22 protein-coding genes, 1 tRNA gene and 1 other RNA gene are annotated in these 23,927 nt (G+C 69.9%); 8 read left to right on the top strand and 16 right to left on the bottom strand.

Translation table 11 applies throughout. The features are described from left to right. Positions 1 to 230 precede the first annotated feature (230 nt). Positions 231 to 1,082: an SDR family NAD(P)-dependent oxidoreductase gene (locus tag ACI2K4_RS11325; RefSeq protein WP_404510388.1), complete on the bottom strand. Its 852-nt coding sequence runs from the start codon at positions 1,080 to 1,082 to the stop codon at positions 231 to 233. Positions 1,083 to 1,171: 89 nt separating this feature from the next. On the opposite strand from ACI2K4_RS11325, the gene ACI2K4_RS11330 reads away from it, so the two are divergent. The 3 genes from ACI2K4_RS11330 to ACI2K4_RS11340 all read left to right on the top strand — a co-directional run bounded on the left by ACI2K4_RS11330 (position 1,172) and on the right by ACI2K4_RS11340 (position 3,214). Then, positions 1,172 to 1,654, top strand: coding sequence for a MarR family winged helix-turn-helix transcriptional regulator (locus ACI2K4_RS11330; protein WP_404510389.1), 483 nt, complete (start codon positions 1,172 to 1,174; stop codon positions 1,652 to 1,654). A gap of 82 nt (positions 1,655 to 1,736) precedes the next feature. Next, positions 1,737 to 2,615 carry an ABC transporter ATP-binding protein gene (locus ACI2K4_RS11335; protein ID WP_404510390.1) on the top strand — a complete coding sequence of 293 codons (879 nt, stop codon included), beginning with the start codon at positions 1,737 to 1,739 and terminating at the stop codon, positions 2,613 to 2,615. Then, positions 2,612 to 3,214, top strand: coding sequence for a hypothetical protein (locus ACI2K4_RS11340; RefSeq protein ID WP_404510391.1), 603 nt, complete (start codon positions 2,612 to 2,614; stop codon positions 3,212 to 3,214). Before ACI2K4_RS11335 ends, ACI2K4_RS11340 begins: the two co-directional genes overlap by 4 nt. A 100-nt stretch (positions 3,215 to 3,314) precedes the next feature. Here ACI2K4_RS11340 and ACI2K4_RS11345 read toward each other — a convergent pair. The 11 genes from ACI2K4_RS11345 to pruA all read right to left on the bottom strand — a co-directional run bounded on the left by ACI2K4_RS11345 (position 3,315) and on the right by pruA (position 12,911). Next, positions 3,315 to 3,387: transfer RNA gene (locus tag ACI2K4_RS11345), tRNA-Ala, on the bottom strand. Between the two features lie 102 nt (positions 3,388 to 3,489). Continuing rightward, on the bottom strand, positions 3,490 to 4,089 hold the full coding sequence (locus ACI2K4_RS11350; protein ID WP_404510392.1) for a YqgE/AlgH family protein: 600 nt from the start codon (positions 4,087 to 4,089) through the stop codon (positions 3,490 to 3,492). A gap of 453 nt (positions 4,090 to 4,542) precedes the next feature. Then, complete coding sequence (locus tag ACI2K4_RS11355) at positions 4,543 to 5,493, bottom strand: hypothetical protein (RefSeq protein WP_404510393.1); 951 nt, start codon at positions 5,491 to 5,493, stop codon at positions 4,543 to 4,545. A gap of 61 nt (positions 5,494 to 5,554) precedes the next feature. Then, positions 5,555 to 6,034 (bottom strand): hypothetical protein, encoded by a 480-nt coding sequence (locus tag ACI2K4_RS11360; protein WP_404510394.1) that lies wholly within the window; start codon positions 6,032 to 6,034, stop codon positions 5,555 to 5,557. A 188-nt stretch (positions 6,035 to 6,222) separates the two neighbouring features. Beyond that, positions 6,223 to 6,598, bottom strand: a transfer-messenger RNA (tmRNA) gene (ssrA, locus tag ACI2K4_RS11365). Between the two features lie 121 nt (positions 6,599 to 6,719). After that, positions 6,720 to 7,196 (bottom strand): SsrA-binding protein SmpB, encoded by a 477-nt coding sequence (gene smpB, locus ACI2K4_RS11370; protein WP_404510395.1) that lies wholly within the window; start codon positions 7,194 to 7,196, stop codon positions 6,720 to 6,722. Positions 7,197 to 7,352: 156 nt separating this feature from the next. Then, positions 7,353 to 8,228, bottom strand: a complete 876-nt coding sequence (gene ftsX, locus ACI2K4_RS11375) for a permease-like cell division protein FtsX (RefSeq protein WP_404510396.1) — start codon at positions 8,226 to 8,228, stop codon at positions 7,353 to 7,355. A gap of 77 nt (positions 8,229 to 8,305) precedes the next feature. After that, positions 8,306 to 8,986, bottom strand: a complete 681-nt coding sequence (gene ftsE, locus ACI2K4_RS11380; protein ID WP_404510397.1) for a cell division ATP-binding protein FtsE — start codon at positions 8,984 to 8,986, stop codon at positions 8,306 to 8,308. Between the two features lie 119 nt (positions 8,987 to 9,105). Beyond that, the gene (gene prfB, locus ACI2K4_RS11385) at positions 9,106 to 10,227 is read right to left on the bottom strand and encodes a peptide chain release factor 2 (protein WP_404510398.1); all 1,122 of its coding nucleotides are present in this window, start codon (positions 10,225 to 10,227) and stop codon (positions 9,106 to 9,108) included. A gap of 67 nt (positions 10,228 to 10,294) precedes the next feature. Beyond that, positions 10,295 to 10,810: a PadR family transcriptional regulator gene (locus tag ACI2K4_RS11390; protein WP_404510399.1), complete on the bottom strand. Its 516-nt coding sequence runs from the start codon at positions 10,808 to 10,810 to the stop codon at positions 10,295 to 10,297. 472 nt (positions 10,811 to 11,282) lie between these two features. Then, positions 11,283 to 12,911 carry an L-glutamate gamma-semialdehyde dehydrogenase gene (gene pruA, locus ACI2K4_RS11395; protein WP_404510400.1) on the bottom strand — a complete coding sequence of 543 codons (1,629 nt, stop codon included), beginning with the start codon at positions 12,909 to 12,911 and terminating at the stop codon, positions 11,283 to 11,285. A gap of 320 nt (positions 12,912 to 13,231) precedes the next feature. Here pruA and ACI2K4_RS11400 point away from each other — a divergent pair, with 320 nt between their 5' ends. Continuing rightward, positions 13,232 to 14,572 (top strand): hypothetical protein, encoded by a 1,341-nt coding sequence (locus ACI2K4_RS11400; RefSeq protein WP_404510401.1) that lies wholly within the window; start codon positions 13,232 to 13,234, stop codon positions 14,570 to 14,572. 50 nt (positions 14,573 to 14,622) lie between these two features. On the opposite strand, the gene ACI2K4_RS11405 is transcribed toward ACI2K4_RS11400, so the two are convergent. Then, positions 14,623 to 15,129, bottom strand: coding sequence for a DUF6912 family protein (locus tag ACI2K4_RS11405; protein WP_404510402.1), 507 nt, complete (start codon positions 15,127 to 15,129; stop codon positions 14,623 to 14,625). Positions 15,130 to 15,340: 211 nt separating this feature from the next. On the opposite strand from ACI2K4_RS11405, the gene ACI2K4_RS11410 reads away from it, so the two are divergent. Beyond that, positions 15,341 to 15,568: a helix-turn-helix transcriptional regulator gene (locus ACI2K4_RS11410; protein ID WP_404510403.1), complete on the top strand. Its 228-nt coding sequence runs from the start codon at positions 15,341 to 15,343 to the stop codon at positions 15,566 to 15,568. Between the two features lie 194 nt (positions 15,569 to 15,762). Further along, positions 15,763 to 16,548 (top strand): Rv3235 family protein, encoded by a 786-nt coding sequence (locus ACI2K4_RS11415; RefSeq protein WP_404510404.1) that lies wholly within the window; start codon positions 15,763 to 15,765, stop codon positions 16,546 to 16,548. 169 nt (positions 16,549 to 16,717) lie between these two features. Here ACI2K4_RS11415 and secA read toward each other — a convergent pair whose 3' ends face one another. Further along, positions 16,718 to 19,582: a preprotein translocase subunit SecA gene (gene secA / locus ACI2K4_RS11420; RefSeq protein WP_404510405.1), complete on the bottom strand. Its 2,865-nt coding sequence runs from the start codon at positions 19,580 to 19,582 to the stop codon at positions 16,718 to 16,720. 163 nt (positions 19,583 to 19,745) lie between these two features. Between secA and ACI2K4_RS11425 the strand changes: the two genes are divergently transcribed. Next, positions 19,746 to 20,966 carry a GNAT family N-acetyltransferase gene (locus ACI2K4_RS11425; protein WP_404510406.1) on the top strand — a complete coding sequence of 407 codons (1,221 nt, stop codon included), beginning with the start codon at positions 19,746 to 19,748 and terminating at the stop codon, positions 20,964 to 20,966. An 11-nt stretch (positions 20,967 to 20,977) separates the two neighbouring features. Then, positions 20,978 to 22,090, top strand: a complete 1,113-nt coding sequence (locus ACI2K4_RS11430) for a GNAT family N-acetyltransferase (RefSeq protein ID WP_404510407.1) — start codon at positions 20,978 to 20,980, stop codon at positions 22,088 to 22,090. A 207-nt stretch (positions 22,091 to 22,297) separates the two neighbouring features. Here ACI2K4_RS11430 and hpf read toward each other — a convergent pair whose 3' ends face one another. Both hpf and ACI2K4_RS11440 read right to left on the bottom strand, forming a co-directional pair. Continuing rightward, positions 22,298 to 22,942 (bottom strand): ribosome hibernation-promoting factor, HPF/YfiA family, encoded by a 645-nt coding sequence (gene hpf / locus ACI2K4_RS11435; protein ID WP_404510408.1) that lies wholly within the window; start codon positions 22,940 to 22,942, stop codon positions 22,298 to 22,300. Positions 22,943 to 23,196: 254 nt separating this feature from the next. Then, on the bottom strand, positions 23,197 to 23,916 hold the full coding sequence (locus ACI2K4_RS11440; protein WP_404510409.1) for a ComF family protein: 720 nt from the start codon (positions 23,914 to 23,916) through the stop codon (positions 23,197 to 23,199). Positions 23,917 to 23,927: the final 11 nt, after the last annotated feature.

The following is a 23,927-nucleotide window of genomic DNA, read 5'->3' on the forward strand; positions in this document are numbered from 1 at the left end:
GCCACCCTCACCGCAGGCGGCTTCGGCTTCGGCCGCTACTACGCCGCATTGTGCACCTTGGACGACGATGGCGAGCCGTACCGAGCCCTGGCACACCAAGACATCGACTGGTCCGGCACCGCCGTCCTGGTTCCGGTAGAGCCAACAAACGGGTCTTCCCTTGATCACGAAGAGTTCGGCTCGCTATAGCCGGCCAAACTCTTCGCGATCATCAAGGGCTTGTCGGGATTTCAGCCGAGATGAGGCAGGAGGAGTTGCTGGGTTTCGCGCCAGAGTTGGGCTTGCAGGACGGGGTCGTCCCCGGGCGCCGTGGGCTGGATTCGACGGGTTCCCCGGACGGTGTAGTAGCCGCCGGAGAGCCCGGCGAAACGCGGGTCGGTGGCGAGGGCGACGATGAGGCCGGCACCGCGCGCCGGGTCGCCGATCCCGAGTTGGACGAGCACCTTTTCCAGGGTGCCGGCAAACCGCAGTTCCCGGCCGAGACCGGTGGTGTTGAAGCCGGGATCGACGCAGTTGGCGGTGACGGTGGTGCCGGCCAGACGGCGGGCGAGTTCCGTCGTGAACATGATGTCGAGCAGTTTGGTCTTTCCGTAGTGCGCTGACGATCCTCGCGCATTGAACGGGATCGTCTCGGTGAGGTCCTGTGGGATGCGCAGGGTGCCGTGGCGGCGGGACGCTTCGGAGGCGACGTTCACGATCCTGGCTGCAGGCGCACGGCGCAGGGGCGCCAACAGTTCGTGGGTCAGGAGCCAGGGTGCGAGGTAGTTGACGGCGATCATCTCCGGATAGCCGTCCGGGGTGGTACGCGACCGGAAGGCGTGAATGCCGGCGTTGTTGACGAGCACGTCGACACGCTCGTAGCGGTCGGCGATCTCGCGACCGATACGCCGAACGTCGTCGAGCCGGGTGAAGTCACCGAGGAAGACGTCGACCCGGTCGGTGCCGATCTCCCGACAGACCTGTTCCGCCTTCTCCTGACTTCGGGCGGTGATGACGACACGCGCGCCTCGCCGGGCGAGGGTGATGGCGGCAAGGCGACCGAGCCCGCTGGTGGCGCCGGTGATGACGATCGTGGGTTCCATGACGGTCCTGTCCGGGGATGGTGGACGCGGAAGCTCTGCCGACGAGGCAGTTTGCATATGTCCACCACCTAAGCTGATATGGTTCGGATATGCAAACTACTTCCGGTGCCGGGGCCGAACGCCGACACCAGGTCGAGCTGGCTCTCGGCGAACGGATCAACGCGCTGATCAGCGCGACCCGCGCGTTGAGTGAACGCAGCGCCACGCACTTCCACCCGGGACTGCAACCGGCCGCGTTCCACATCGCGCGCTGGCTCTACGCCTTCGGGCCGGCACGTCCGAGCGAGGTCGCCGAGGCCGTCGGGATGGACCGCAGTTCCACCAGCACCCTGATCGGCAAGATGCGGTCACTCGGACTGTTGGAGGACTCACCCGCTCCGGACGACCGGCGCAGCATCATCGTGCGACTGAGCCCCGAAGGCCAGGAAAGCGTCGCCGCGACGCTCGAGGAGCGCGGCAAGGAGTTCTACGCCCGTACCCGGGACTGGTCGACCGACGACCTCGCCCGCCTCGTCGAACTCCTCGGACGCCTCACCTCCGAGCGACCACCGGAAACCGGAGCCAGGACATGACCCCGCACCTCCCCCGCCAGGGACAGGGATGCCGCGGACAGGGACGGGTATGGCCCGGGTCGCACGGCGGTCGGACCCACGGATGATCGAGACGAGCGCGCTCACCAAGTGGTACGGCTCCGTACCGGCCGTCGAGGGCGTCACCCTCAGCGCGGCGGCTGGCCGTGTCACCGGCTTCCTCGGGCTCAACGGCTCGGGTAAGACGACGTGTCTGCGGATGCTGCTCGGCCTGGTCCGCCCGACCTCCGGCACCGCACTGATCAACGGCCGGTCGTACCGTGACCTCGCCCATCCGCTCCAGGAGGTCGGCGCCGTGCTCGAACAGGGCATCAGCCATCCGGGCCAGACCGGTCGCGCCCACCTGGTCAGCCACGCGATCCTCGTCGGCGCGAGCCGCGCCAGGGTCGACCGGTTGATCGAGTACGTCGGCCTGGCGCACGCCGCCGACACGCGTACCGGTGGTTATTCGCTCGGCATGCGGCAGCGCCTCGCGGTGGCGACCGCGCTCCTGGGCGACCCTCAGGTGCTCGTCCTCGACGAGCCGGCGAACGGCCTCGATCCCGAAGGCATGGCCTGGCTGCGGGAACTCCTCCGCGAGCAGGCTCGCCGGGGCGGGACCGTGCTCATCTCGAGCCACCTGCTCGCCGAGTTGGCCCAGCTCATCGACGATGTCGTGATCATCGCGAAGGGCCGGATCAGGTGTGCGGCGCCACTGGCCGACCTGTACGGTCGCACGACCACCCGACTCCGGATCCGTGGCGAAGACCCCGGGCGGCTCTGGCAGGCGTACGAGAGGGCCGGTGCCCGGGTCGGCACGGACGGGCGGACCCTGGAGGTGACCGGACTCTCCGCGGAGGACGCGGGCAGGATCGCGCTGCGCGTAGGGGTTCCCGTCTACGAACTGACCGCCGACGTGCCGAACCTCGAAGAGGTCTTCCTCAGCCTGGCGGCGAGCCGGTGATCGCCCTCGTCCGTGGCGAGTTGCACCGGGCGGCGACGATCCGGTCGAGTTGGCTCTCCATCGCCGTCCTCTGTGTTCTCACGACGCTGCTCGGGTGGCTGAGCGTCGACTTTTGGAAACTCCTGGTCGGGCTCGGCGCGTTCGGTCTCGCCACCGCGCAGACAGCCCAGCACTACCAGCACCGGACCGCCGTCCTGCTGCACCTGGCCCGCCCTGATCGGCTGCTGGTGCTGGCCGGACAGCTCGTCGCCAGCGTGGTCGTGACCGTGGGCTTCGCCGCCGTCAGTGGGGTGACCGTGCTCGTCAACGGTCATGTCGAGCACTATCGGGAAACCTTGGTCGTAGCGCCGTTGATGGCCGTGTTCGCCGCCGCCAGCGCGGCGATCTTCCGCCGTCCGACCTGGCTCTTCCTCAGCTTCGGCGTCTGGTTCGTCCTCGTCGAGGGGCTGTTCGGTCGGTTGGAGAAGCCGTTGCCGTTCAGCGCCTTCCTCCAGGCCGGCGTCGGCGACCGGCTCAATCTGCTGATCTTCGCCGGCTGGGCGGCCCTGGCGGTCGTCGGTGCCGTCATCGCGGTCCGCCGTGACCTTGTCGGTGAATGACGGGTCGAATTGATCCGGCGAATGGGCACGGAAAGAAACCGATAAACAGCGATGCCCTGGTCGGCCCGAATTGGGTGCCGATCAGGGCATCACTCAAGGGTGGAGCCGAGGGGACTCGAACCCCTGACCCCCACACTGCCAGTGTGGTGCGCTACCAGCTGCGCCACGGCCCCTTGCTTTTGTCCCCGGTCTCCCAGGCACTTGCTGAATAGTACACATCCCCGGTCCGTTGGTCATCTCGGAGGGGGGTGGGTCCGGCTCCTCGCTCCGACCAGCTAGTTCAGTGCCACGTCCGGCGGGAAATGTGCCACCGCCGCCATCATGCCGCCCTGGCGGCGCAGCACCATCGGCCACAGGTCGTCCGGCCGGTCGACAAACGCGTCACCGGGCAGCGCGTCCAGGACGAACCAGGAGCCGCTCTCGATCTCCGTTTCCAACTGCCCGGGCGACCAGCCCGAATAGCCGGCGAAGACTCTTATCCCCGAGATGGCCTCGCCGAGCCGGTCGGGGTCGACGGAGAGGTCGACCGTGCCGACCGCACCGGAGACCTGGTGGAATCCCTTCACCCGGCGCACCGGGGTCCGCATCCGGGCCAGGCAGATCGCCGACTCGGGCTGCACCGGCCCACCCTCGAAGAGCACCGCCGGCTCACCGGCCAGGCTGCCCCAGGCGCCGAGCACGTCCGCGACCGGTACCTCGGTCGCCCGGTTCAGCACCACACCGAGGGCGCCGCCGGGCTCGTGGGCGACCAGCAGCACCACCGTACGGTCGAAGTTGGGGTCTTTCAGAGACGGGGTCGCGACCAGCAGTTGCCCGGTCATCGACGCCATGGCCCGCCCCCCGATCGCCTGGCCCTCACCCTGTACGCCGGACATCTGCTACTCGGGTACGCAGTCACGGGAAGGACCGAGCAACGCCGGCCATACCGGATCCACACTCTCAAACGCGACCATGCGCGCAGTCAACGCCATGCCTCGCACCATAGCTTGCACGACTGTCGCTGGCTAAGGTCTGGACGGCCAGTGACCATCGGGCATCCGGCGGGGTTCGGAGCGTGATCCGGGTCACCTTGACATCGGGTCCGACACTCGCCTAGGCGCCCGTTGGCAGACGCCGTCGTCGCGTCGCCGTGCCGGCACGCAGGCGCCGGAACGGTTGTGCCCGTGCGGGCGGTGGCCAGAGGGGGCCCCACCCTCCCGATCGAGCTTCCGCGAGCCGCACGGACCATTCTGGAGGCCGGACGACCCTGATCCGCCGGTGGCAGGGAGACCGCCGACGGACCAGGGCGGGCCGCGCGGGGCGCGGCTGTCCCGGCGCCCGCCGACGGTTCAGCGGGCCGAGGTCAGGATCAGGGGCCGCCCGAAGGCGGCGTCGAGCACGGTACGGGCACCGAGCGGCTGCTCCAGGTTCACCGTGACCGGTTGCAGCAGCAGTTGGTCGGTGCAGATCCCGTCCGAGCGGACGGCCGTACCGCCGACCAGCACGAGGTCGTCCTGTTCGCGTACGAGCGGGGTGACCTGGGTGTCGCAGGCGCCGACGCCGAGGCGGTAGGTGAGCTTGGCCCCGTCGACCGCGACCAGGTCCTGCGCGCCCACCAGCCCCTTGGGCAGGCTGCCGCTCGGGCCGGGCGCCTCCGGCAGGGTGCCGGTCGCGCCGGGGGCGACCGCCACCCGGGCGATCGTGGTGCGAAGCTCGTCCACGGTGAAGAGCCAGGCCGGCACGGTCGCCTCGCCCCGGCTGGTACGGACCGTCGCGGTGCCCAGCTCCACCTTGCTCACGGTGAGCGGGGTGCACGCGGTCGACGCCGGGCCGCTGACCGTGCCGTCCGGCCCGGTTCCGCTCGGGACGGGTGGTGGTTGCGCCGGTCGACCGGGGCACGGCGGCGGATCACCCTGGTCGAGCTGGCGGTACGCCTCGGCCGCGCTGACCAGCGGCACGCTCAGGGTCCCGTCCGGGAAGGTGATCGTGCCGTCGGCCGGTACGGCCGGTGGCATCGCCACCCGCTCCCGGTACCAGCCGGCGAGGAACGCCTGCTTGGTCTCCTCGCCGAAGGTCGCGCCAGCGGGCACGATCGTCGGGTCCTGCAGGGGGACGTAGCCGGTGCGCCAGTCCGGCCGCGACGCCGCCTGCCACACCTGCGCGACCTCGGTCGCACGCTGCTGGAACGCCTCGTCCCGCTGGTCGGGCGAGGCTCCGGGGCCGGACGGTTCACCCGGCTGGGCGCAGCCGGCGAGGATCATCAACATCGCGAGGCCCAGCGGGGCGGGAAAACGTCGCATGTCGATCAGACGTACGCCGCCTCTGTCGGGTTCCCAACACCTGCCGGATCGACGGTGCGGATCAGGCCGGGGCGCCGATGTCGGTGCCGTACGCCCGGTAGACCAGATCCGCTCCGCGCTGCCGGTGCCGGGAAAGCTCCCGCAACAGGTCACCGGCCCAGCTCCGCAACTCCTCGGCGGTGGCCTCCGGCAGCTCGGCCCGGCGCTGCAACGCGGAGAGTACGGCGGCCACGGCGGCGTGCTCACGCAGCAGTACGTGCACGTTGCGGGAGAGTCGGGGTGCCCGGTCGAGCAGTTCGGCGAAGAGCCCGTCGCGCCCCTCGGTCAGCCGCACGTGTTCGGCGAACTCGCCGCGCAGCCCGCTCAGCCGAAGGGTGACCCGGGGTCGCCAGTCGGGGTCGCCGGCCGGGCTGGCCAACGCCTGTTCGAAGGAGTGGATCTCGCGGAGCAGCCGTACGCGCTGCCGCCGCGCCGCCCGCAGGACGGCCGGCTCGCCGATCGGGAACGCCGCCACCGGGTGCTGGATCGGGCCGGTCACCATGACGCACCTCCTTGAGCGCCTACCGCCTGAGCTGATGGTGAATCCCCCGGACCACCGCTGTCCAGCCCCGAAGGCGCGGGATCTGCTCGGATCGACCTCGGCGGGTCGGGTGAACGACCGTGAGATCGGCCCGACCGGGTACGGAAACGACCCTGCGCCCCGGTCCGGGGACCGGGGCGCAGGGCCTGTAGTGGAGGTGCCGGGAATCGAACCCGGGTCCTTCGTCGGATTGTCAGGACTTCTCCGAGCGCAGCTCGCTATGCCTCTACTCGGCCCCACCGCTCACGCGAGCGAGTTGGTGTGACGGGCCCAGTCGCTGATTAGTCTCGCCGCACGAACCCCGCGACCGGGTTCGATTGGCCAGCCTTCTAGCTGATGCCGGCAGACTGGGACGAAGGCGCTCCCAGGCCGACAGACTTGCTACTCGCCTCAGGCGGCGAGAGCGAAGTCAGCGCGATTTTGCTTGGCGCTTATTGGTTTCCGACGACCGATTCACGAGACGACGTCGGCTTCCTCGGCTCGCTTCCCCTGACGCAGCGTACGAAGTCGAAACCAGTCACCCCCTAGACAGGGCCGCCACGGTACGGCGACCACCCCAACCTTAACGCCTCGCGCCGCCGACTTCATTCCGGATACCGCTGCGGCGCGTCCTGCCTGCTCAGCCCCGGCTGGCACCGGGACCGGCTCAGTCCATACCCTTGCCGCGCCGGCCCGCCGCCCGCTGGATTTCCCGGTCGGCGTCCCGCTTGGCCAGGTCCTGCCGCTTGTCGTAGGACTTCTTACCCCGGGCCAGAGCGATCTCCACCTTGGCCCAGCCGTCGGAGAAGTAGACCGAGAGCGGGACCAGGGTCAGACCGGTCTCCTTCAGCTTGCCCAGCATGCGGCTGATCTCGATCCGGTTGAGCAGCAGTTTCCGGGTCCGGCGAGGCTCGTGGTTGGTCCAGGTGCCCTGGGTGTACTCCGGGATGTGCATGCCGTGCAGGTAGATCTCGCCGTCACGTTCCTGGGCGAAGGCGTCCACGAGTGAGGCGTGTCCGGCCCGGAGCGACTTGACCTCGGTGCCGGTCAACGCCATGCCCGCCTCGTACGTGTCGAGGATGGCGTAGTCGTGGCGCGCCTTCCGGTTGGAGGCGACAACCTTCCGCCCCTTCTCCCGTGGCATCCGCGCCACCCCTCTCACTGGTCGACCGGCCGTCACTGTCTGACGGCCGCGCAATGCTACCCCGTACCGAAGGGCCCCCGGTTAGCGCTTTTCGCGCAACCAGGGGCCCTTTTAACCGATGTGCGTGTTTTGTCGGCTGGATCGCCGTACCCGAAGTTAGACCCGCAGGTAGAAGTGGAGGGTGATCCAGGCCGTGACGGCGCTGACGAGGCTGCCTACGCCGGCCATCAGCGGGAGCATCAGCAGCACCCGGCCCCACTCGATCGGGGTGAGCAGGTCGGTCAGGTCCCGCAGTGAACCGTCGAGCAGGAACACCTTGCCGAGCACCAACGCACCGAAGCCGATAAGTGCGCCGATGAGACCGGCGACCACCGCCTCGAGTACGAACGGCGCCTGGATGAACCAGTTGGACGCACCGACGAGTTTCATGACCGCGACTTCGCGTCGTTTGCTGTACGCGGCCACCTGGATCGTGTTACCGACCAGCAGCAGGGCTGCGATCGCCATGATCGAGGCGGCCACCAGGCCCATCTTCTGCACCGCGCTCAGGATGTTGAAGATCTTGTCCAGCAGTCGTCGCTGGTCGACGATCTCGTCGACGCCCTCGGTGTCCTTGTACTTGTCGTAGACCGCCTGGTATTCCTCCGGGTTCTTCAGCTTGACCCGGAAGGACTCGGGAAGCTGCTCCGGCTTGACCGCGTTCACCAGGTCGGGCGCGTCGGCGAACATCTGCTTGAACTTGTTGTACGCGTCCTCGCCGGACTCGAAGATGACGCCGTCGACCAGTGGATCGGCCTCAAGTTCACCCTTGATGCCGTCGCGCTGCTCATCCGGTACGTCGACCTTCAGGAAGATCGCGACTTCGATCTTGTCGTAGTAGAACTTCTTCATGGTGTCGACCTGTAGGTACATCAGGCCGCTGGCACCCAGCATCGTCAACGACACGGCCATCGTAATGATCATCGCGATGGTCATCGTCACGTTGCGCCACAGTCCGACCAACACCTCGGACAGGACGTATTTCACGCGCATCGGGGGTTCCTTCCGGATCTCCGCAGAGGGTCGTTCGTCGTCAGGTCAGGGCCGGTTCGGCCGTCCGGGCGGGCGGCTCAGCCGTAGACGCCACGGGCCTGGTCGCGCACGATGCGACCACTCTCGATCTCGATGACGCGTCGGCGCATCTGGTTGACGATGTTGGAGTCGTGGGTGACCATCACGACCGTGGTACCGGTTCGGTTGATCCGGTCCAGCAGACGCATGATCTCGATCGACGTGTCCGGGTCGAGGTTTCCGGTGGGCTCGTCGGCCAGCAGGATCAACGGCCGGTTCACGAACGCCCGCGCCACCGCGACACGCTGCTGCTCACCACCGGAGAGCTCGTGCGGGTAGCGGTGCTCCTTGCCGCCGAGGCCGACCAACTCCAGCACCTCGGGCACGACCCGGCGGGCGACCGCCTTGGTCTTGCCGATCACCTCGAGGGCGAACGCCACGTTCTCGTAGGCGGTGCGGTTGGGCAGTAGCCGGAAGTCCTGGAAGACGCAGCCGATCGAGCGCCGGAAGTTCGCGATCTTCCAAGAACGCATTCCGGTGACGTCGCGGCCGTTGACCACGACCTTTCCCTTACTGGGAGTCACCTCGTGCAGCAGCAGCTTGATGATCGTCGACTTGCCGGATCCGGAAGGACCGATGAAGAAGACGAACTCACCCTTCTCGATCGAGACCGATACCTCATCGAGCGATGGCCGGGACGCCTTCGGGTACGTCTTCGTCACTTGCTCAAGCTGAATCACGGGTGGTGAGTCTACGCGGTGTAACGAAAAACCCAAGTCCCACGGGCAGCAAACTGACCCGCAATGTCGGAAAGGAGTGGCCCGCCGCCGACGCCGTCAGCGCCTCGACGGGCCGCCGCTCAGGCCGCCTCGCCCGCGAGTTGACGCTGCTTGCGCCAACGGATCCCGGCCTCGATGAAGCCGTCCAGCTCGCCGTCGAAGACCGAGGCCGGATTGCCGGTCTCCTGCTCAGTTCGCAGATCCTTCACCATCTGATAAGGGTGCAGCACGTAGGAGCGCATCTGGTCGCCCCAGGAACCGGCCGCGTCGGTCTTCAGACCGGCCAGTCTGGCCTGCTCTTCCTGGCGCTTGCGCTCCAGCAGTCGGGCCTGCAACACCCGCATCGCGGAGGCCTTGTTCTGGAGTTGGGACTTCTCGTTCTGACAGGTCACCACGATGCCGGTGGGCAGGTGTGTGATCCGTACCGCAGAGTCGGTCGTGTTAACGCTCTGTCCACCTGGTCCGGACGACCGGTAGACATCCACCCGGATCTCGTTCTCGGCGATGTCGATGTGGTCGGTCTGCTCGGTCACGGGTAGCACCTCGACCCCGGCGAAGCTGGTTTGCCGCCGCCCCTGGTTGTCGAAGGGGCTGATCCGGACCAGCCGGTGGGTGCCCGACTCAACACTGAGAGTGCCGTACGCGTACGGCACCTTGACCGCGAAGGTGGCCGACTTCAGCCCGGCCTCCTCGGCGTACGACGTCTCGTAGACCTCGGTCGGGTAGCCGTGCCGCTCCGCCCAGCGCAGGTACATCCGGAGCAGCATCTCGGCGAAGTCGGCCGCGTCCACCCCGCCCGCACCGGCCCGGATCGCGACCAACGCCTGACGTGAGTCGTACTCACCGGAGAGGAGGGTGCGCACCTCCATCTCCTGGATGGCCTTGCCGAGGCCACCGATCTCGGCCTCGACCTCGGTGAGCACCCCGGGGTCGGACTCGGCCTCGGCCAGCTCCAGCAGCACGTTGGCGTCGTCGAGGCGGCTGCGCAGGGTCGACAGCTTCTCGATCTCCCCGTTGACGTAGGAGAGTTGGGAGGTGACCTCCTGGGCCCGGGCCTGGTCATCCCACAGGTCGGGTGCGGAGGCCGCCTCTTCGAGCTTGACCTTGTCCTGGCGCAGCCGGTCGACATCGAGGACTGCCTCGATGCTGCGGAGCGTGGCATCGAGGTCTTTGAGCTGGTCGGCGTAATCGGCAGCGGTCACAACCGTCAAGAATAGCGACCGTCAGGGCAACCAGCCCACCGCCACGGCAACCACCGCCCGTACGAGATCAACTGGCCGGTGCCGTCTTCAACCAGGAGAGCGCCGCCTTGTGGTACTGGACGGCGAACTCGAGCGCCGCCGCGCCGTACGAGTCGCCCGCCTTCTTCGCGTCCTTGGCCTGCTCCCGGGCCATCGCGAGGGCCTCGGTGTGGTACTCGTTCGCCCCGCTGTAAAGGTTGCGCAACTGGTTGGCCGAGTGCTGCTCGCCGAAGGCGACCCGCAGCGCGGTCGGGTTGCGGACGGTGTCACGTCCGGGGATCTCGGTCAGCCAGCGGGAGAATGTCCGCTTTCCGGCCGCGGTGATCGCGTACGGCTGGCTGGAGCGTGGGCCGGGCTTGCCAAGCCGGACGAGTCCCTGGTCGGCCAGCACCGGAAGCTCCCGGTACACCTGACTCCGGGTCATCGACCAGTACGGCATCAGCCGTCGTTCGGCGGCGGCCATCAACTGGCCACCGGTCATTGGTCCTTCGTGGAGCAGCCCGAGCAGGGCTGCCGCCGTTGGGTTGATTCCTGAATCCGCCATGCCCTTTACGCTGCCACTTTGGCGCCGTCGCGTCTAGGATTTGGCATGATCTGCGGGAGGTTGTACTCCACTGTGCACTGTCCGTGGCAGACTGTCCAGTGAGGATGATCGATGTCGCCGTCCGTTCGGCGGGCTCGACACCACCCGTACGGGTGACCCACTCCCCGCCCCCGGACCACTCTCCACGCACGAACCTACGCTGCGGCGTAGAGTACGCCACAATTCCGGCATTCCGCCCAACATTCCAAGAACCCACCACAAGAACCACCCACCCGGCCCCCTCCCCCCACCCACACCGCCACTTCCCCCTCCCCGCCCCCTCCCCCTCCCGCCGCCCGCGATCTAGGGCAAATCGGCGTGATCGGAGATCAAGTAACGCGGATTAGCCCTAGATCGCGAAACGAGGGGGTGGGGGGCGCGGCGGAGGGAAGGGGGCGGAAGGGGAGGGGGAGAGGGGGTGGAAGCAGGGGGGTTAGTGCATGTGGGGGTAGCGGTGGTCGGTGGCGGGGACGAAGGTTTCCTTGATGGTTCGGGGGGAGATCCAGCGAGCCAGGTTGTGCCAGGAGCCGGCCTTGTCGTTGGTCCCGCTGGCCCGGGCGCCGCCGAACGGCTGCTGTCCCACCACGGCGCCGGTCGGCTTGTCGTTGAGGTAGAAGTTGCCGGCGGCGTACCGGAGCGCCTCGCTCGCCCAGTCCAGCACCCGCCGGTCGGTCGCGAAGATCGAACCGGTCAGCGCGTACGGGGCGACCGACTCGGCCTGCGCCACCACGTCCTCGAAACGGGCGTCGTCGAAGACGTGCACGCCGAGGATCGGGCCGAAGTACTCGGTGGTGAAGACCTCGTGCCCCGGGTCGTCACATTCGAGCAGGGTCGGCCGGACGAAGTAACCGACTGAGTCGTCGGCGCTGCCGCCGGCCAGCACCCGGCAGCTGTCGGCACTCTTGATCATGTCCAGGGCGGCGGTGTGCCGGGCGAACGCCTTGGCGTCGATCACCGCGCCGCCGAAGTTGGAGAAGTCGGTGACGTCGCCGTACGCGAGCGACTCCACCGTGGCGGCGAGCCGGTCGCGCAGCCCGCCCTCCCAGAGCGACCGGGGCACGTACGCCCGCGACGCGGCCGAGCACTTCTGCCCCTGGTACTCGTACGCGCCTCGGACCAGGGCGGTGTGCAGGGCATCCACGTCGGCGCTGCTGTGCGCGATCACGAAGTCCTTGCCACCGGTCTCGCCGACCAGGCGCGGGTAACCCCGGTAGCCGCCGAGGTTCTCCCCCACGGTCCGCCAGAGCTGCTGGAAGACCTTGGTCGAGCCGGTGAAGTGGATGCCGGCGAGGTCCGGGTCGGCGAGCACCACCTCGGAGACCTCGATGCCGTGCCCGGTGACCATGTTGATCACGCCGGGCGGCAGGCCGGCCGCCTCGAACAGCCGCATGGTGAAGTGTGCCGCGAACTGCTGGGTCGGCGCCGGCTTCCAGACCACGGTGTTGCCGAGCAGTGCGGGCGCGGCCGGCAGGTTGGCCGCGATGGCGGTGAAGTTGAACGGGGTGACCGCGTAGACAAAGCCCTCCAGCGGCCGGTGGTCGAACTGGTTCCACACCCCGGCCGAGGAGTTCGGCTGCTCGGCGAGGAGCTTGCGGGCGAAGTGGACGTTGAACCGGAGGAAGTCGATCAGCTCACAGGCGGCGTCGATCTCGGCCTGGATCGCGGTCTTGGACTGGCCGAGCATGGTCGCGGCGTTGAGCGTGTCCCGCCACGGCCCGGAGAGCAACTCGGCCGCCCGGAGAAACACGGCAGCACGGTCAGCAAAGGACAAACTACGCCACATCGGGGCAGCTTGCTTGGCGGCCGTCACCGCCGCCTGAGCATCCGCGTTGGTTGCGTTGTGGGTCACCCCCAGCACGTGCTGGTGCCGGTGCGGCTGAACGACGTCGATCGCGGCACCCGCAGCCATCCGTTGCCGGCCACCAACGGTCATCGGCAGCTCCAGCCGCTCCGCGGCCAGCTCGCCGAGCCGCCGTTGCAGGCTGGCCCGCTCGGCGCTTCCCGGGGCATAGTCGCGGACCGGCTCGTTACGCGGCTCGGGTACGGAAAAAACGGCGTCCATCACATGCTCCTGAGCGATCTCGACAACGTCGGCGAAACCGGACCCACCTCTGCCGGCCGGTTGGCCGGTCGCCGTGACCCGTTCGCCGGGGGTGCCGGTTGCCCGGGGATGGGACCTGCGCCAATCCTCCCACGTACCCCGGGTCTCGCTGATCACGGCACGACCCGGCAGCGCCCGGTCGGCGCCGGTCCACGCAGGTGGGCGCGCGGGCCGCGACGGCGAGCCACGTACGCTGAGAAGCCCGGCGGCCGATTCGCGCCGCGCCCGGGTCCCCGCCGTCCCACCGGCGTGGCGGCCGGGTACCCGTCGAAGGGGAGACGATGAGCACACAGTCCGGCAGCACCGCGGTCTCGCCCCCCGATCGGCCGGCCGTCGACGCGGCCGAGTCGGAACCGGGCAGCGGCGCCACCGCGCCCGCGTTCGCGCCCGCCGCGCTCGGCCTCGCCCTGCTGGCGCTCGGCTGGCTCGCCGCGATGCTCTGGATCGGCCAGGCCGAGATCACCTCCTCCGACATCAACTCGATCGTGATCGCCATGGCGGCGCTCGCCCTGCCCGGTCTGATCTCGGCCAGCATGGTCGGTGGTGCCGGGGCGGCGGTCGTGGTGGCGAACCTGCTCACCCGGCGCGGCGTACACCGCAGCACGCCCCGGTTCGCCTTGGCCGTGGGTGCCGGGCTGCTGGTCGGGCTGCTGGCCGCGCTGACGGTGACCCTGAGCTACGGCGACGGCGACTCGATCACGGTGCTGGCCGGGACCGTGGCGGCGGCGGCCACCGTCGGTGGGATCGCCGGAGGCGTACGCGCGGTGCCGGTGGTGGGCGCCGTGGTCACCGCCGGGCTGGCCGTGTTCATGATCAACACGCTGTTGAACATCTTCAAGGACCCACTGCTCGACCTGTACGGGTACGGCGACACGGACCAGTCGCAGACCGGGGCGCTGGAGTGGTTCTCGCGTACCGGGTCGATCGGTGGCGGGCTGGTGGCCGGGCTGCTGGTCTTCGCGTACCTGAGCTGGGCCCGCCGACGTACGGTCGCGCTGAACCCGGCGGCGACCCTGCCGCGCTGGCCGGCCTACCTGGTCGCGGGCGCCGGCCCCGGCCTGCTCCTGCTCGCGGCCGAACTGCTCACCCACACCGCCGGGGCCCGGCTGCTCGCCGCCGCCGGCTCGCTCAGCGAGGTCGACCAGGGGCTACAGGACTCGCTCAGCGAGTTCCGGTTCGACCAGGCGCTCTGGGTGCTCTTCGTGGGCGCGCTCACCGCGCTCATCGCCTTCGGACGCACCCTGAAGCCGACGACGGGCGAGCCGCTGGACGACGACACCGATTCGGTGCGGCCGGACGGTCCCCGGACCGGAGACGACGGGGACAACGGGGACAACGAGAACGACGGGGACAACGGGAACGACGGGGACAACGGGAACGACGGAGACACCCGGGACGGCAAGGGCGCCGGGGAGGGCCAGAACGCCAAGAACGCCAAGAACGCCAAGAACGGCGAGGACGCGAAGAACGGCGAGGACGGCAAGAGCGCCGAGGTCGCGGCAGCGGAGAGGGTCGACGGCGAGCTCACCGGGGTTGACGACGACGAGATCGGGTGGGGCGACGAGGTCGAGCCGCAGCGGCGGGGAGGCCGGCGGGCGGAGTCGGACGCGGCCCGTCCCTGAGCGCCGCGACCGCCCGCACCGACGCGCGGAAAAGCGGGGACGCTGGCGAGTCAGCCGAGTTCGTCCAGTTCGGAGGCGTCGTACCAGGCCAACTCGTGGTCCTCGACGCTGTCGACGGTGAACTGCGCGTCCTCGTCGCCGGCCAGCGCGGAGGTCACCACGGCCACCGCGGCGGTGACGTCGGCGACCGCGTCGTCGTCGTCCAGGTGGATCGCGGCGACGCTGGCCACCTCCAGCGGGCCGTCCACGCGGACGGCGCTGGAGCCGAGTTCGCCCGTGCCGCGCTGCACCCGGCCGGGCGGCAGGTCCGCCGAGATGACCACGCGTCGGCGCGGCGCCCCGGGATCCTCCTGGAGCAGGGGCAGCGCGTCCTGGGCGGCGCGGGTGAAGGCGACGTACTCCAACTCCTCCTCGTCGCCCTCGGCGTACCACTCGCGCAGCATCGGCGTCACCGCGTGCGCCTCACCCACCGCCAGCGTGCCCTGCTTGCGCAGCGCGGCCAGCATCGGCAAGGTAGCCGGGAGGTACACCCGCACCAGTTCTCCGCGCACCGTCATCGTCTCCCCACTCGCCCCGGCCGGCGACGCCGGCCGGCTCCGGCGCCGTCCCTGTCATACACCTCGCCGTCCCGCACCGGCGACGCGCCCCTCCCGACCGTGTCCGATCAGCAACGCACCACCCGGGCATACCGGGTCGTACGCGGTCCTACGCGTCCGTCGGTGGTCGGTGGCAAACTGAAGCGAACACCACCCTCACCGGGAGTCACTCGTGGAGCCCAGGTTCCTGCTGCTGTCCGACGTCGCCGCCGAGCTGAACGTCTCCGACTCGCAGGTCTACCACATGGTGCGCAGTGGCGAGTTGCCCGCGATCAAGATCGGTGGCCGGGGCCAGTGGCGGGTCGAGCGGGCCCAACTGGAGCGTTACATCGAGCAGAAGTACGCCGAGACGGCCGCCTGGGTGCGCGGTAACCCGCTGGTCGAGCGCGAGCCGGAGTAGCTCCACCTGGTTCCCGAGGGGTGACGCCCGAACGATGGCGTCTCCCCCGTCCCCCGCTACCCGAAGAACCTTGACCGGCCAGCCATCGTTCGCTACTAATGTAATCAGTCGGAGGCAAACGAAAGCAAACGCAAGATCAATAGCCGACCCGGCGAGCGCGAAACCGTCATCCGGATCGTCGAGAGAGGACCGACATGGCCGTCGTACGGACCCGGCCCCTCGCCCGCCCCGCCGTACGACTGCGTGCCGTGCCACCCCTCGACCCACCGTTCGACGACGAACTACCCGGGGCGAACTGGCCGGTCGGGCTCGCCGGGCAACTCCTGCTCCCGATCGCCGCACCGCCGAAGCCGCCCGGCGGACGGGGCGCAAAACGGAGCTGGCCGCCCCGACCGCTACCGCCGGCTTCCCGCTCGACAGGCACGCCCGGCGGGCCGGACGCCGCCTTCACCGGCACCGCCGCTTCCACCGGCACCGCGGTTTCCACCGGCACCGCCGTCACGACGGGCGCGGCCGGGGCAACCGCACTGCCGCCGGAGGCGCTGGCCGGCGCGTCGGCCGAGGCACGGCAGGCCGCACACCGGTTCCTCGGCACCTGCCTGGAAATCCTCAACGGCTACCGACCGGCCAGCCACGTCCGGCCACTGGCCAGCGGCGCCGAGGCCATGGCGATCACCGATCACCTGGTCGCCGCCACCCGGCGGCTGGCCGACCGACGCCCGCGCCGGCCCGACCCGGTCGTGCGTGGACCGGCCCGTCGCGGCACCGGCCGCGTCGACCCGGTCGGCACCGGCCGCGTCGGCGAACGCGCCCGCACCCCGGATCTGGTGCGGCTACGGCGACTGCGGGTCAACGAGCCCCGTCCGGGGATCGCCGAGGCTGCCGCCGTACTGACGGCGGACGGGCGGTGCTGGGCGATGGCCTTCCGGCTGGAACGGCGACGTGGCAACTGGCTGAGCACCGTCGCTCGGGTGCTCTGAGGACGCGGAAACTGGCTGAGCACCGTCGCTCGGGTGCCCTGAGCGGGTGGCCCGGCAGGGTGGCTGGAATGCCGACCGGGTCCGCCCCGACCACCTCGCGGTGGTCCGGACGGACCCGGTTTCGGTCTTGTCTCCCCGTCCGCCGGCCGGCGGTGGCGGGTACGGACGATCAGGAGCCGGTCGGTGAGCCGTGGCAGCGCTTGTACTTGCGGCCGGAGCCGCACGGGCAGGGCGCGTTGCGGGACGGTCCCTCACCGCCGACCGCCTGCCCGGGTGCCGAAGCGCGGCGGGCGGCGGGCGAAGGCGTGGGCGGCGTCTGGCGCCCGACACCGAGGGCCGGTGCCTGCGGCTCCTGACGCTCCAGGACCACGCCACCGGCACCCGCCTCGCCGTCGATCACCGGCGCGGAGTACTGCAACCCCTGCCGGCGCGGCGCGCGGGCCAGTCCCTTGGCCCGGATCTCCACCGGGGCCTGGTCGAGCACGACCTCCGGCGCGTCCTCGGCCCCCGCCGGCTGGCCCTCCGACTCGACCTGGACCTCCAGGTTGAACAGAAAGCCGACGGTCTCCTCCTTGATGCCGTCCATCATGGTGGCGAACATGTCGAAGCCCTCACGCTGGTACTCGACCACCGGGTCGCGCTGGGCGTAGGCCCGCAGGTTGATGCCCTCGCGGAGGTAGTCCATCTCGTAGAGGTGCTCGCGCCACTTGCGGTCGATGACCTGGAGCAACACCATCCGCTCGAGCTGGCGCATCGCCTCGCTGCCCAGCTCCTCCTCGCGCCGGGCGTACGCGGCCTGCGCGTCCTCCCGGATTCGGGCGAGCAGGAAGTCGGAGTCGAGGCTGTTCCGTTCGCCGCCCGCCTCCTCCACCAGGTCGTCGATGGTGACCCCGACCGGGTAGAGCTGCTTCAGGCTGGACCAGAGCTGGTCCAGGTCCCAGTCCTCGGCGTAACCGTCGGCGGTCGCACCGGTGACGTACGCGGTGACGGTGTCCTCGATCATGTGCTGGACCTGGTCGCTCAGGTCCTCGCCGTTGAGCACCCGCAGCCGCTCGGCGTAGACCACCTGGCGCTGCTTGTTCATCACGTCGTCGTACTTCAGGACGTCCTTGCGGACCTCGGCGTTCTGGCCCTCGATCTGGGCCTGCGCGCTCTTGATCTGCCGGGTCACCATCTTCGACTCGATCGGCACGTCCTCGGGGATGTTGAAGCGCTCCATCACCGCCTCGACCGCACCGGCCCGGAACCGCCGCATCAGCTCGTCCTGGAGCGAGAGGTAGAACCGGGACTCACCGGGGTCGCCCTGCCGGCCCGCCCGACCGCGCAACTGGTTGTCGATCCGGCGCGACTCGTGCCGCTCGGTGCCGAGCACGTAGAGGCCACCGGCGTCGGTGACCTCCTCGGCCTCCTCGTCACACGCCTGCTTCCAGCGCGGCAGGATCTCCTCCAGCGCCTTGGCGTAGTCCTCCTCGTGCTCCACCGGGTCCAGGCCACGCTGGCGCAGCTCGTTCGCGGCGAGGTACTCGGCGTTGCCGCCGAGCAGGATGTCCGTACCCCGGCCGGCCATGTTGGTCGCGACGGTGACCCCGCCCTTGCGCCCGGCCTGGGCGATGATCTCGGCCTCGCGGGCGTGGAACTTGGCGTTGAGGACCGCGTGCGGAATGCCCCGGCGGCGCAGCAACTGGGAAAGGATCTCGGAGTTCTCCACCGAGACCGTGCCGACCAGCACCGGCTGCCCGATCGCGTGGCGCTCGGCGATGTCCTCGACGACCGCGTTGAACTTGGCCTTCTCGGTCTTGTAGATGACGTCCGGCTTGTCCATCCGGACCATCGCCCGGTGGGTCGGGATCGACACCACGCCGACGTTGTAGACCTTCTGGAACTCGCCGGCCTCGGTCTGCGCGGTACCGGTCATGCCGGAGAGCTTGCTGTAGAGGCGGAAGTAGTTTTGCAGGGTGACCGTGGCGAGGGTCTGGTTCTCCTGCTTGATCTCCACCCCCTCCTTCGCCTCGATCGCCTGGTGCATGCCCTCGTTGTACCGACGACCGTGCAGGATGCGACCGGTGAACTCGTCGACGATCAGGACCTCGCCCTCGCTGACGATGTAGTCCTTGTCCCGCTTGAAGAGCTCCTTGGCCTTGATCGCGTTGTTCAGGTAACCGACCAGCGGCGTGTTGACCGACTCGTACAGGTTGTCGATGCCGAGCCGGTCCTCGACCTTGGCCACGCCCCGCTCGGTGACGGCGATGGTCCGCTTGGCGTGGTCGACCTCGTAGTCGCCCTCGCCGTCCTTGCCGGGCTGGAGCCGGGCGACCACCCCGGCGAACTCGCCGTACCAGCGGGCCGAGTGTTCGGCCGGGCCGGAGATGATCAACGGGGTACGCGCCTCGTCGATCAGGATCGAGTCGACCTCGTCGACGATCGCGAAGTTGTGCCCGCGCTGGACCAGCTCCTCCTGCGACCAGGACATGTTGTCCCGGAGGTAGTCGAAGCCGAACTCGTTGTTGGTGCCGTACGTGATGTCGGCGGCGTACGCGGCCCGGTGCTCGCTGGCCGGGCGGTTGGGCAGGATCACCCCGACGGTCAGGCCGAGGAACTCGTGCACCCGGCCCATCCAGGCCGCGTCACGTTCGGCGAGGTAGTCGTTCACCGTGACGATGTGCACGCCCTTGCCCGACAGCGCGTTCAGGTACGCCGGCAGGACCGAGGTGAGGGTCTTGCCCTCACCCGTCTTCATCTCGGCGATGTTGCCGAAGTGCAACGCGGCGCCGCCCATGATCTGTACGTCGTAGTGGCGCTGGCCGAGCACCCGGGCGGCGGCCTCACGGGCGGTGGCGAACGCCTCCGGCAGCAGGTCGTCGAGGGTCTCGCCATCGGCGATCCGCTGCCGGTACTGGTCGGTCAGGCCCCTGAGCTCCTCGTCGGTGAGATCGACATAGTCGTCCTCGATCGAGTTGATGGCATTGGCGACGGCCTTCAGCCGCCGCACCATGCGGCCTTCGCCGGCGCGGAGGAACTTTTCGAGTATCGACACGGATCAACGCTCCCCTAGACGGTCTGCCGAACCATCGTAGGCGCTCCGCCGGGGCATTCGGCAGCCGTGCCGGCGACCCAGATCAACAAACCGGACAATTCACCCTATAGGTCGGACCGGACACGCCAAATCCGGTTACGCCCAGCGCGAACTCTCCGGCAAGATGGCCGGCGTGAAGCCCGTGGAGATCGTCGAGGACGACCTGCTGCTCCGCCCCTGGGCGCCGACGGACGCGGCCGATGTCCACCGGGCCTGCCAGGATCCGGACATCCGGCGTTGGACTTCCGTTCCCTCCCCGTACCTGCTGGAACACGCGGAGGGTTTTGTCACCGAAATCGCGCCCACGGCCTGGGCCGACGACACCGGTGCCCACTTCGCGGTCTGCGACGCCGCCACCGGTGAACTGCTCGGCTCCTGCGGCCTGGTCTCGATCGACCGGAGCCTGCGTTCGGCCGAGGTCGGCTACTGGACCGCCCCGTGGGCCCGGGGCGCGGGGATCGCGACCCGGGCCACCCGGGTGATCGCCCGGTGGGCGTTCCGGGAAGTCGGCCTGCGTCGCCTGGTCTGGCAGGCGGAGGTGGGCAACCACGCGTCGCGGCTGGTCGCACTCCGGGCCGGCTTCCGGATCGAGGGCGAGCTCAGGCTGGCCACCCCGCACCCGCTCGGCAGCGCCGACGGCTGGATCGGTTCGCTGCTCCCCGGCGACCTGGCCGACAGCAGCGCCGGGGCGGCCGGTGCCGGCCATTCGGGCGGGGCCGCCGCGCACGGCTCGCTGGTGGCACACCGGGCCGCGGTCTTCGGACGCCCCCAGCCGGTGCTCTTCGCCACCGTCGGAGACGGCGAGATCCGGCTGCGCCAGCCGGAGGAACGGGACCTCGACGCCATCGTCACCGCCTGCCGGGACCCGGAGACGGTGCGCTGGACCACGGTGCCGGACCCGTACCAGCGCTCCGACGCGGAGTTCTACGCACACCGCTACACCTCCGACCGCTGGGCCCGGGGCAGGGGCGCGGTCTTTGTCATCGCCGACCCGGACGACAACTACGCCGGCACCATCGAGGTCCGGCTGGCCGCCGACGATCCAGGGCTGGCCGACGTCGGCTACCTGGTGGCCCCGCACGCCCGTGGGCGTGGCTACTGCTCGCGCGGGCTGGCCGCCGTCTGCGCCTGGACCTTCGGCAGCCTCGGCGTCGGGCGGATCGAATGGCGGGCGCACCTGGGCAACGACGCCTCGCGGCGGGCGGCCGAGAAGGCGGGCTTCACCGTCGAGGGCATCGCCCGGCAGGGCATCCCGCACCGGGGCGCCCGGGTCGACGTCTGGGTCGGTGCGCTGCTGCCGACCGGCGGTCCCGTACCGACCTCCGGTCCCGACCCGAACCCGTGAGCCGGCCCGAGGTGGACCGCGAGACGATCGAGACCGACCGGGTACGACTTCGTCTGTTCCGGGACCAGGACACGGACGGACTCGTCGCGGGTTGTGGAGACCCGCTGACCCGGCGCTTCCTCCCGCACCTGCCCGACCCGTACACCGTGGCCGACGCCCACTGGTGGATCAGCGAGGGTACGGCGGCGGTCTGGGACCGGGGCGGTGCGGCGTACGCGATCGCCGACCCGGCCGACGACCGCCTGCTCGGCGGGATCGGCCTCGACCACGTGGTGCCGGCCCGGGCACAGGGTGAGGTCGGCTACTGGCTCGCCCCCTGGGCCCGGGGACGGGGGATCGTCACCGCCGCCGTACGGGCGCTCGCCGAGCGGGCGCTGGGCGATGGCTTCGCCCGCCTGGAACTCCTCACCGAGCAGGAGAACGCGGCCAGCCAACGGGTCGCGCTGGCCAGCGATTTCCGACGCGAGGGCGTACGGCGCGGTCTCGGCAGCCGACCGGACGGCAGCCGGCACGACCTGGTCGCCTGGGCCCGACTGGCCGACGACCCACCCGGTCCGGTGACCCGGGTCCTGCCGGACCTGCCCGGCGGCACGCTCACCGACGGGGTGGTCACCTTACGCCCGCTGGCCGCCGACGACGCGGACTTCGTCCATCGGATGCACAGTCTGCCGGAGGTGGTGGCGCACAGCGTGCCGCCGATCGCACCGGATCGCGCCCAGGTCGGGCGCAGGTGCGCGGAGGCGGCGGCCCGTTGGCTGGCCGGCGCTCGCGCCGACCTGCTCATCCTCGACGCCGCGACCGGCCAGCCGACCGGCGAGATCGCGCTCTACTACCAGGAGCCGGAGACCGGCCAGGCCATGATCGGGTACGCCATGCGACCCGAGTGGCGGGGGCACGGTTACCCCAGCCGGGCCGCGAGGCTGCTGGCTCGTTGGGCGTTCGACCAAACCGGCATCAGTCGGTTGGTCGCCGGGGCGGCGCCGGAGAACCGGGGCTCCCAACGGGTCTTGGAAAAGGCCGGTTTCCGGCGCGAGGGACTGCAACGCGGCCGGCTGCCCGGCCCCGCGGGGGATCGGGCCGACGACGTGCTCTTCGCCCTGCTGGCGCGGGACCTGGCGGACTGAGCCGAGCCGGAGCGGGGTCGACGGCCGGACCGAGCCGGGTCGGCGGACGACAACCCCCGGCCCGGCCGCACGGGCGGTGCAACCGCTGGAGCCCGTACGGCCGACCGGTGTTCCTGGGTCTGTGAACTGGTACGTCCCGCCGTCGAGCGTTGGTCCGGCCCCGCTGGACGGTGTCCTGCCGGCCGGGCGGACCGCTCGGCGGCCGCGCTACTCGGCGAGCGCGATGAGGCCGTAGTCGTAGCCCTTACGGCGGTAGACCACGCTGGACCGGCCCGATTCCTTGTCCAGGAACAGGTAGAAGTCGTGCCCGACGAGTTCCATCTGGAACAGCGCGTCGTCGACCGTCATCGGTTCGGCCGGGTGCAGCTTCGCCCGTGCGATGTGACCCGGCTCGTGGGCGTCGTACTCGTCGTACGGGTCGGGGTCGGACGCCGACGACTCACGGTGGTCGGCTTCGCGGGTCAGGGTGGCGAGCGCGCTGCCGCCGAGGTCGGCCACCGGCAGGCCGGCCGTCGCGGCGGCGACGGAGATCGGCGCGTGCCGGCCACGGTGTACCCGGCGACGGTCGGCGGCCCGGCGCAGCCGGGTGTCCAGCTTGGCTATCGCGACGTCCAACGCGCTGTAGAAATCCTTGGCGCACGCCTCCGCGCGGACCACCGGTCCTCGCGATACGCAGGTGATTTCCACTCGCTGACAGTTGTCGGCCTGTCGCGGGTTGCGTTCGTGGGACAGTTCGACGTCGACTCGAATGAGCTTGTGGTCGTAGCGTTCGATCTTCGCGAGCTTGTCGGCTACATGCACCCGGTAGTGCTCGGGGACTTCGACATTACGGCCCTTGACCACGACATCCATGCGTGACCTCCTGTGTCCGGACGGTCCAGAAACCAAAAAACCCGGCCAGGCTGCCCCCAGGAGTTCTTCCTTCGGCACTGACCGGTCGAGAATGACGCCGCCTCCTTTCTCATGCCCGGGGCGGGGTGGAGTCCCTCATACCCCCGGTGAACAAAACGCTAACTCCTGTCCCGTCTATAGTCACCCCCCGCTACCAAGAACCTTTTGAAACACTCACTTGTGGCACGATCGTGTGAAATCGCCTGCACGTACCGTTACCACTGGGCCCGTCGGATCGTTGCCGCCAACACCGCGGCGGCGTCCACCCGTACCCCGGCGGCCCGGAGCGAGCCGGTCACCGCGGCGAGGGTCACCCCGGTCGTGACGATGTCGTCGAGCACGATCACGAACCGCCCGGCGGCCACCCGTCGCAGCGTCGGCAGCCGCCCCGCCCGCTGGGCGAACGCCTGCCGGGCCGCCGCCGCCCGACCGGCACTGTCCAACGTGGCCGAATCCGGCCTGGGCAGGGCGCGCAGCGGCGATCCGAGCACCACCGACCAACCCGACGACCGCAGCCGGTGCGCCGCGTGCCGGGCCAGCCGGCGCAGGTGGTCACCGTGCCGGGCGCGGACCGCCGCGGCGGTGGTCGGCACCGGGATCAACAGCACGGGCCGTGGGGCGCCCGCCGCCTCGGCGACCACCTCGGCGACCACCTCGGCGAGCAACCGACCCAGCGGCCGGGCCAGCGAATGGCGGCCCCGTTCCTTGTACGCCAGCAGCGTCTCCCGCAACTCACCCTGGTACGCCCCGAGCGCCACACAGTCGGGCAGCCCCGGCGGAGCCGGCGTCGGCCGAGCCGGGGCGGGACGCAGCTCCTGGAGCGCACTGGCGCAGCGCGTACAGACGCCGTTGCGGAGTGCGGTGCGACCCACCCGGCAACCGGCGCACTCGGCCGGTAGCACCAGATCGGTCAGGTCGGCCCAGATCCCGGTCATCCGACTCCACC

The sequence above is a fragment of the Micromonospora sp. NPDC050397 genome, from assembly GCF_044901685.1.
In the GTDB taxonomy this organism is placed as follows: Bacteria; Actinomycetota; Actinomycetes; order Mycobacteriales; family Micromonosporaceae; genus Micromonospora_G.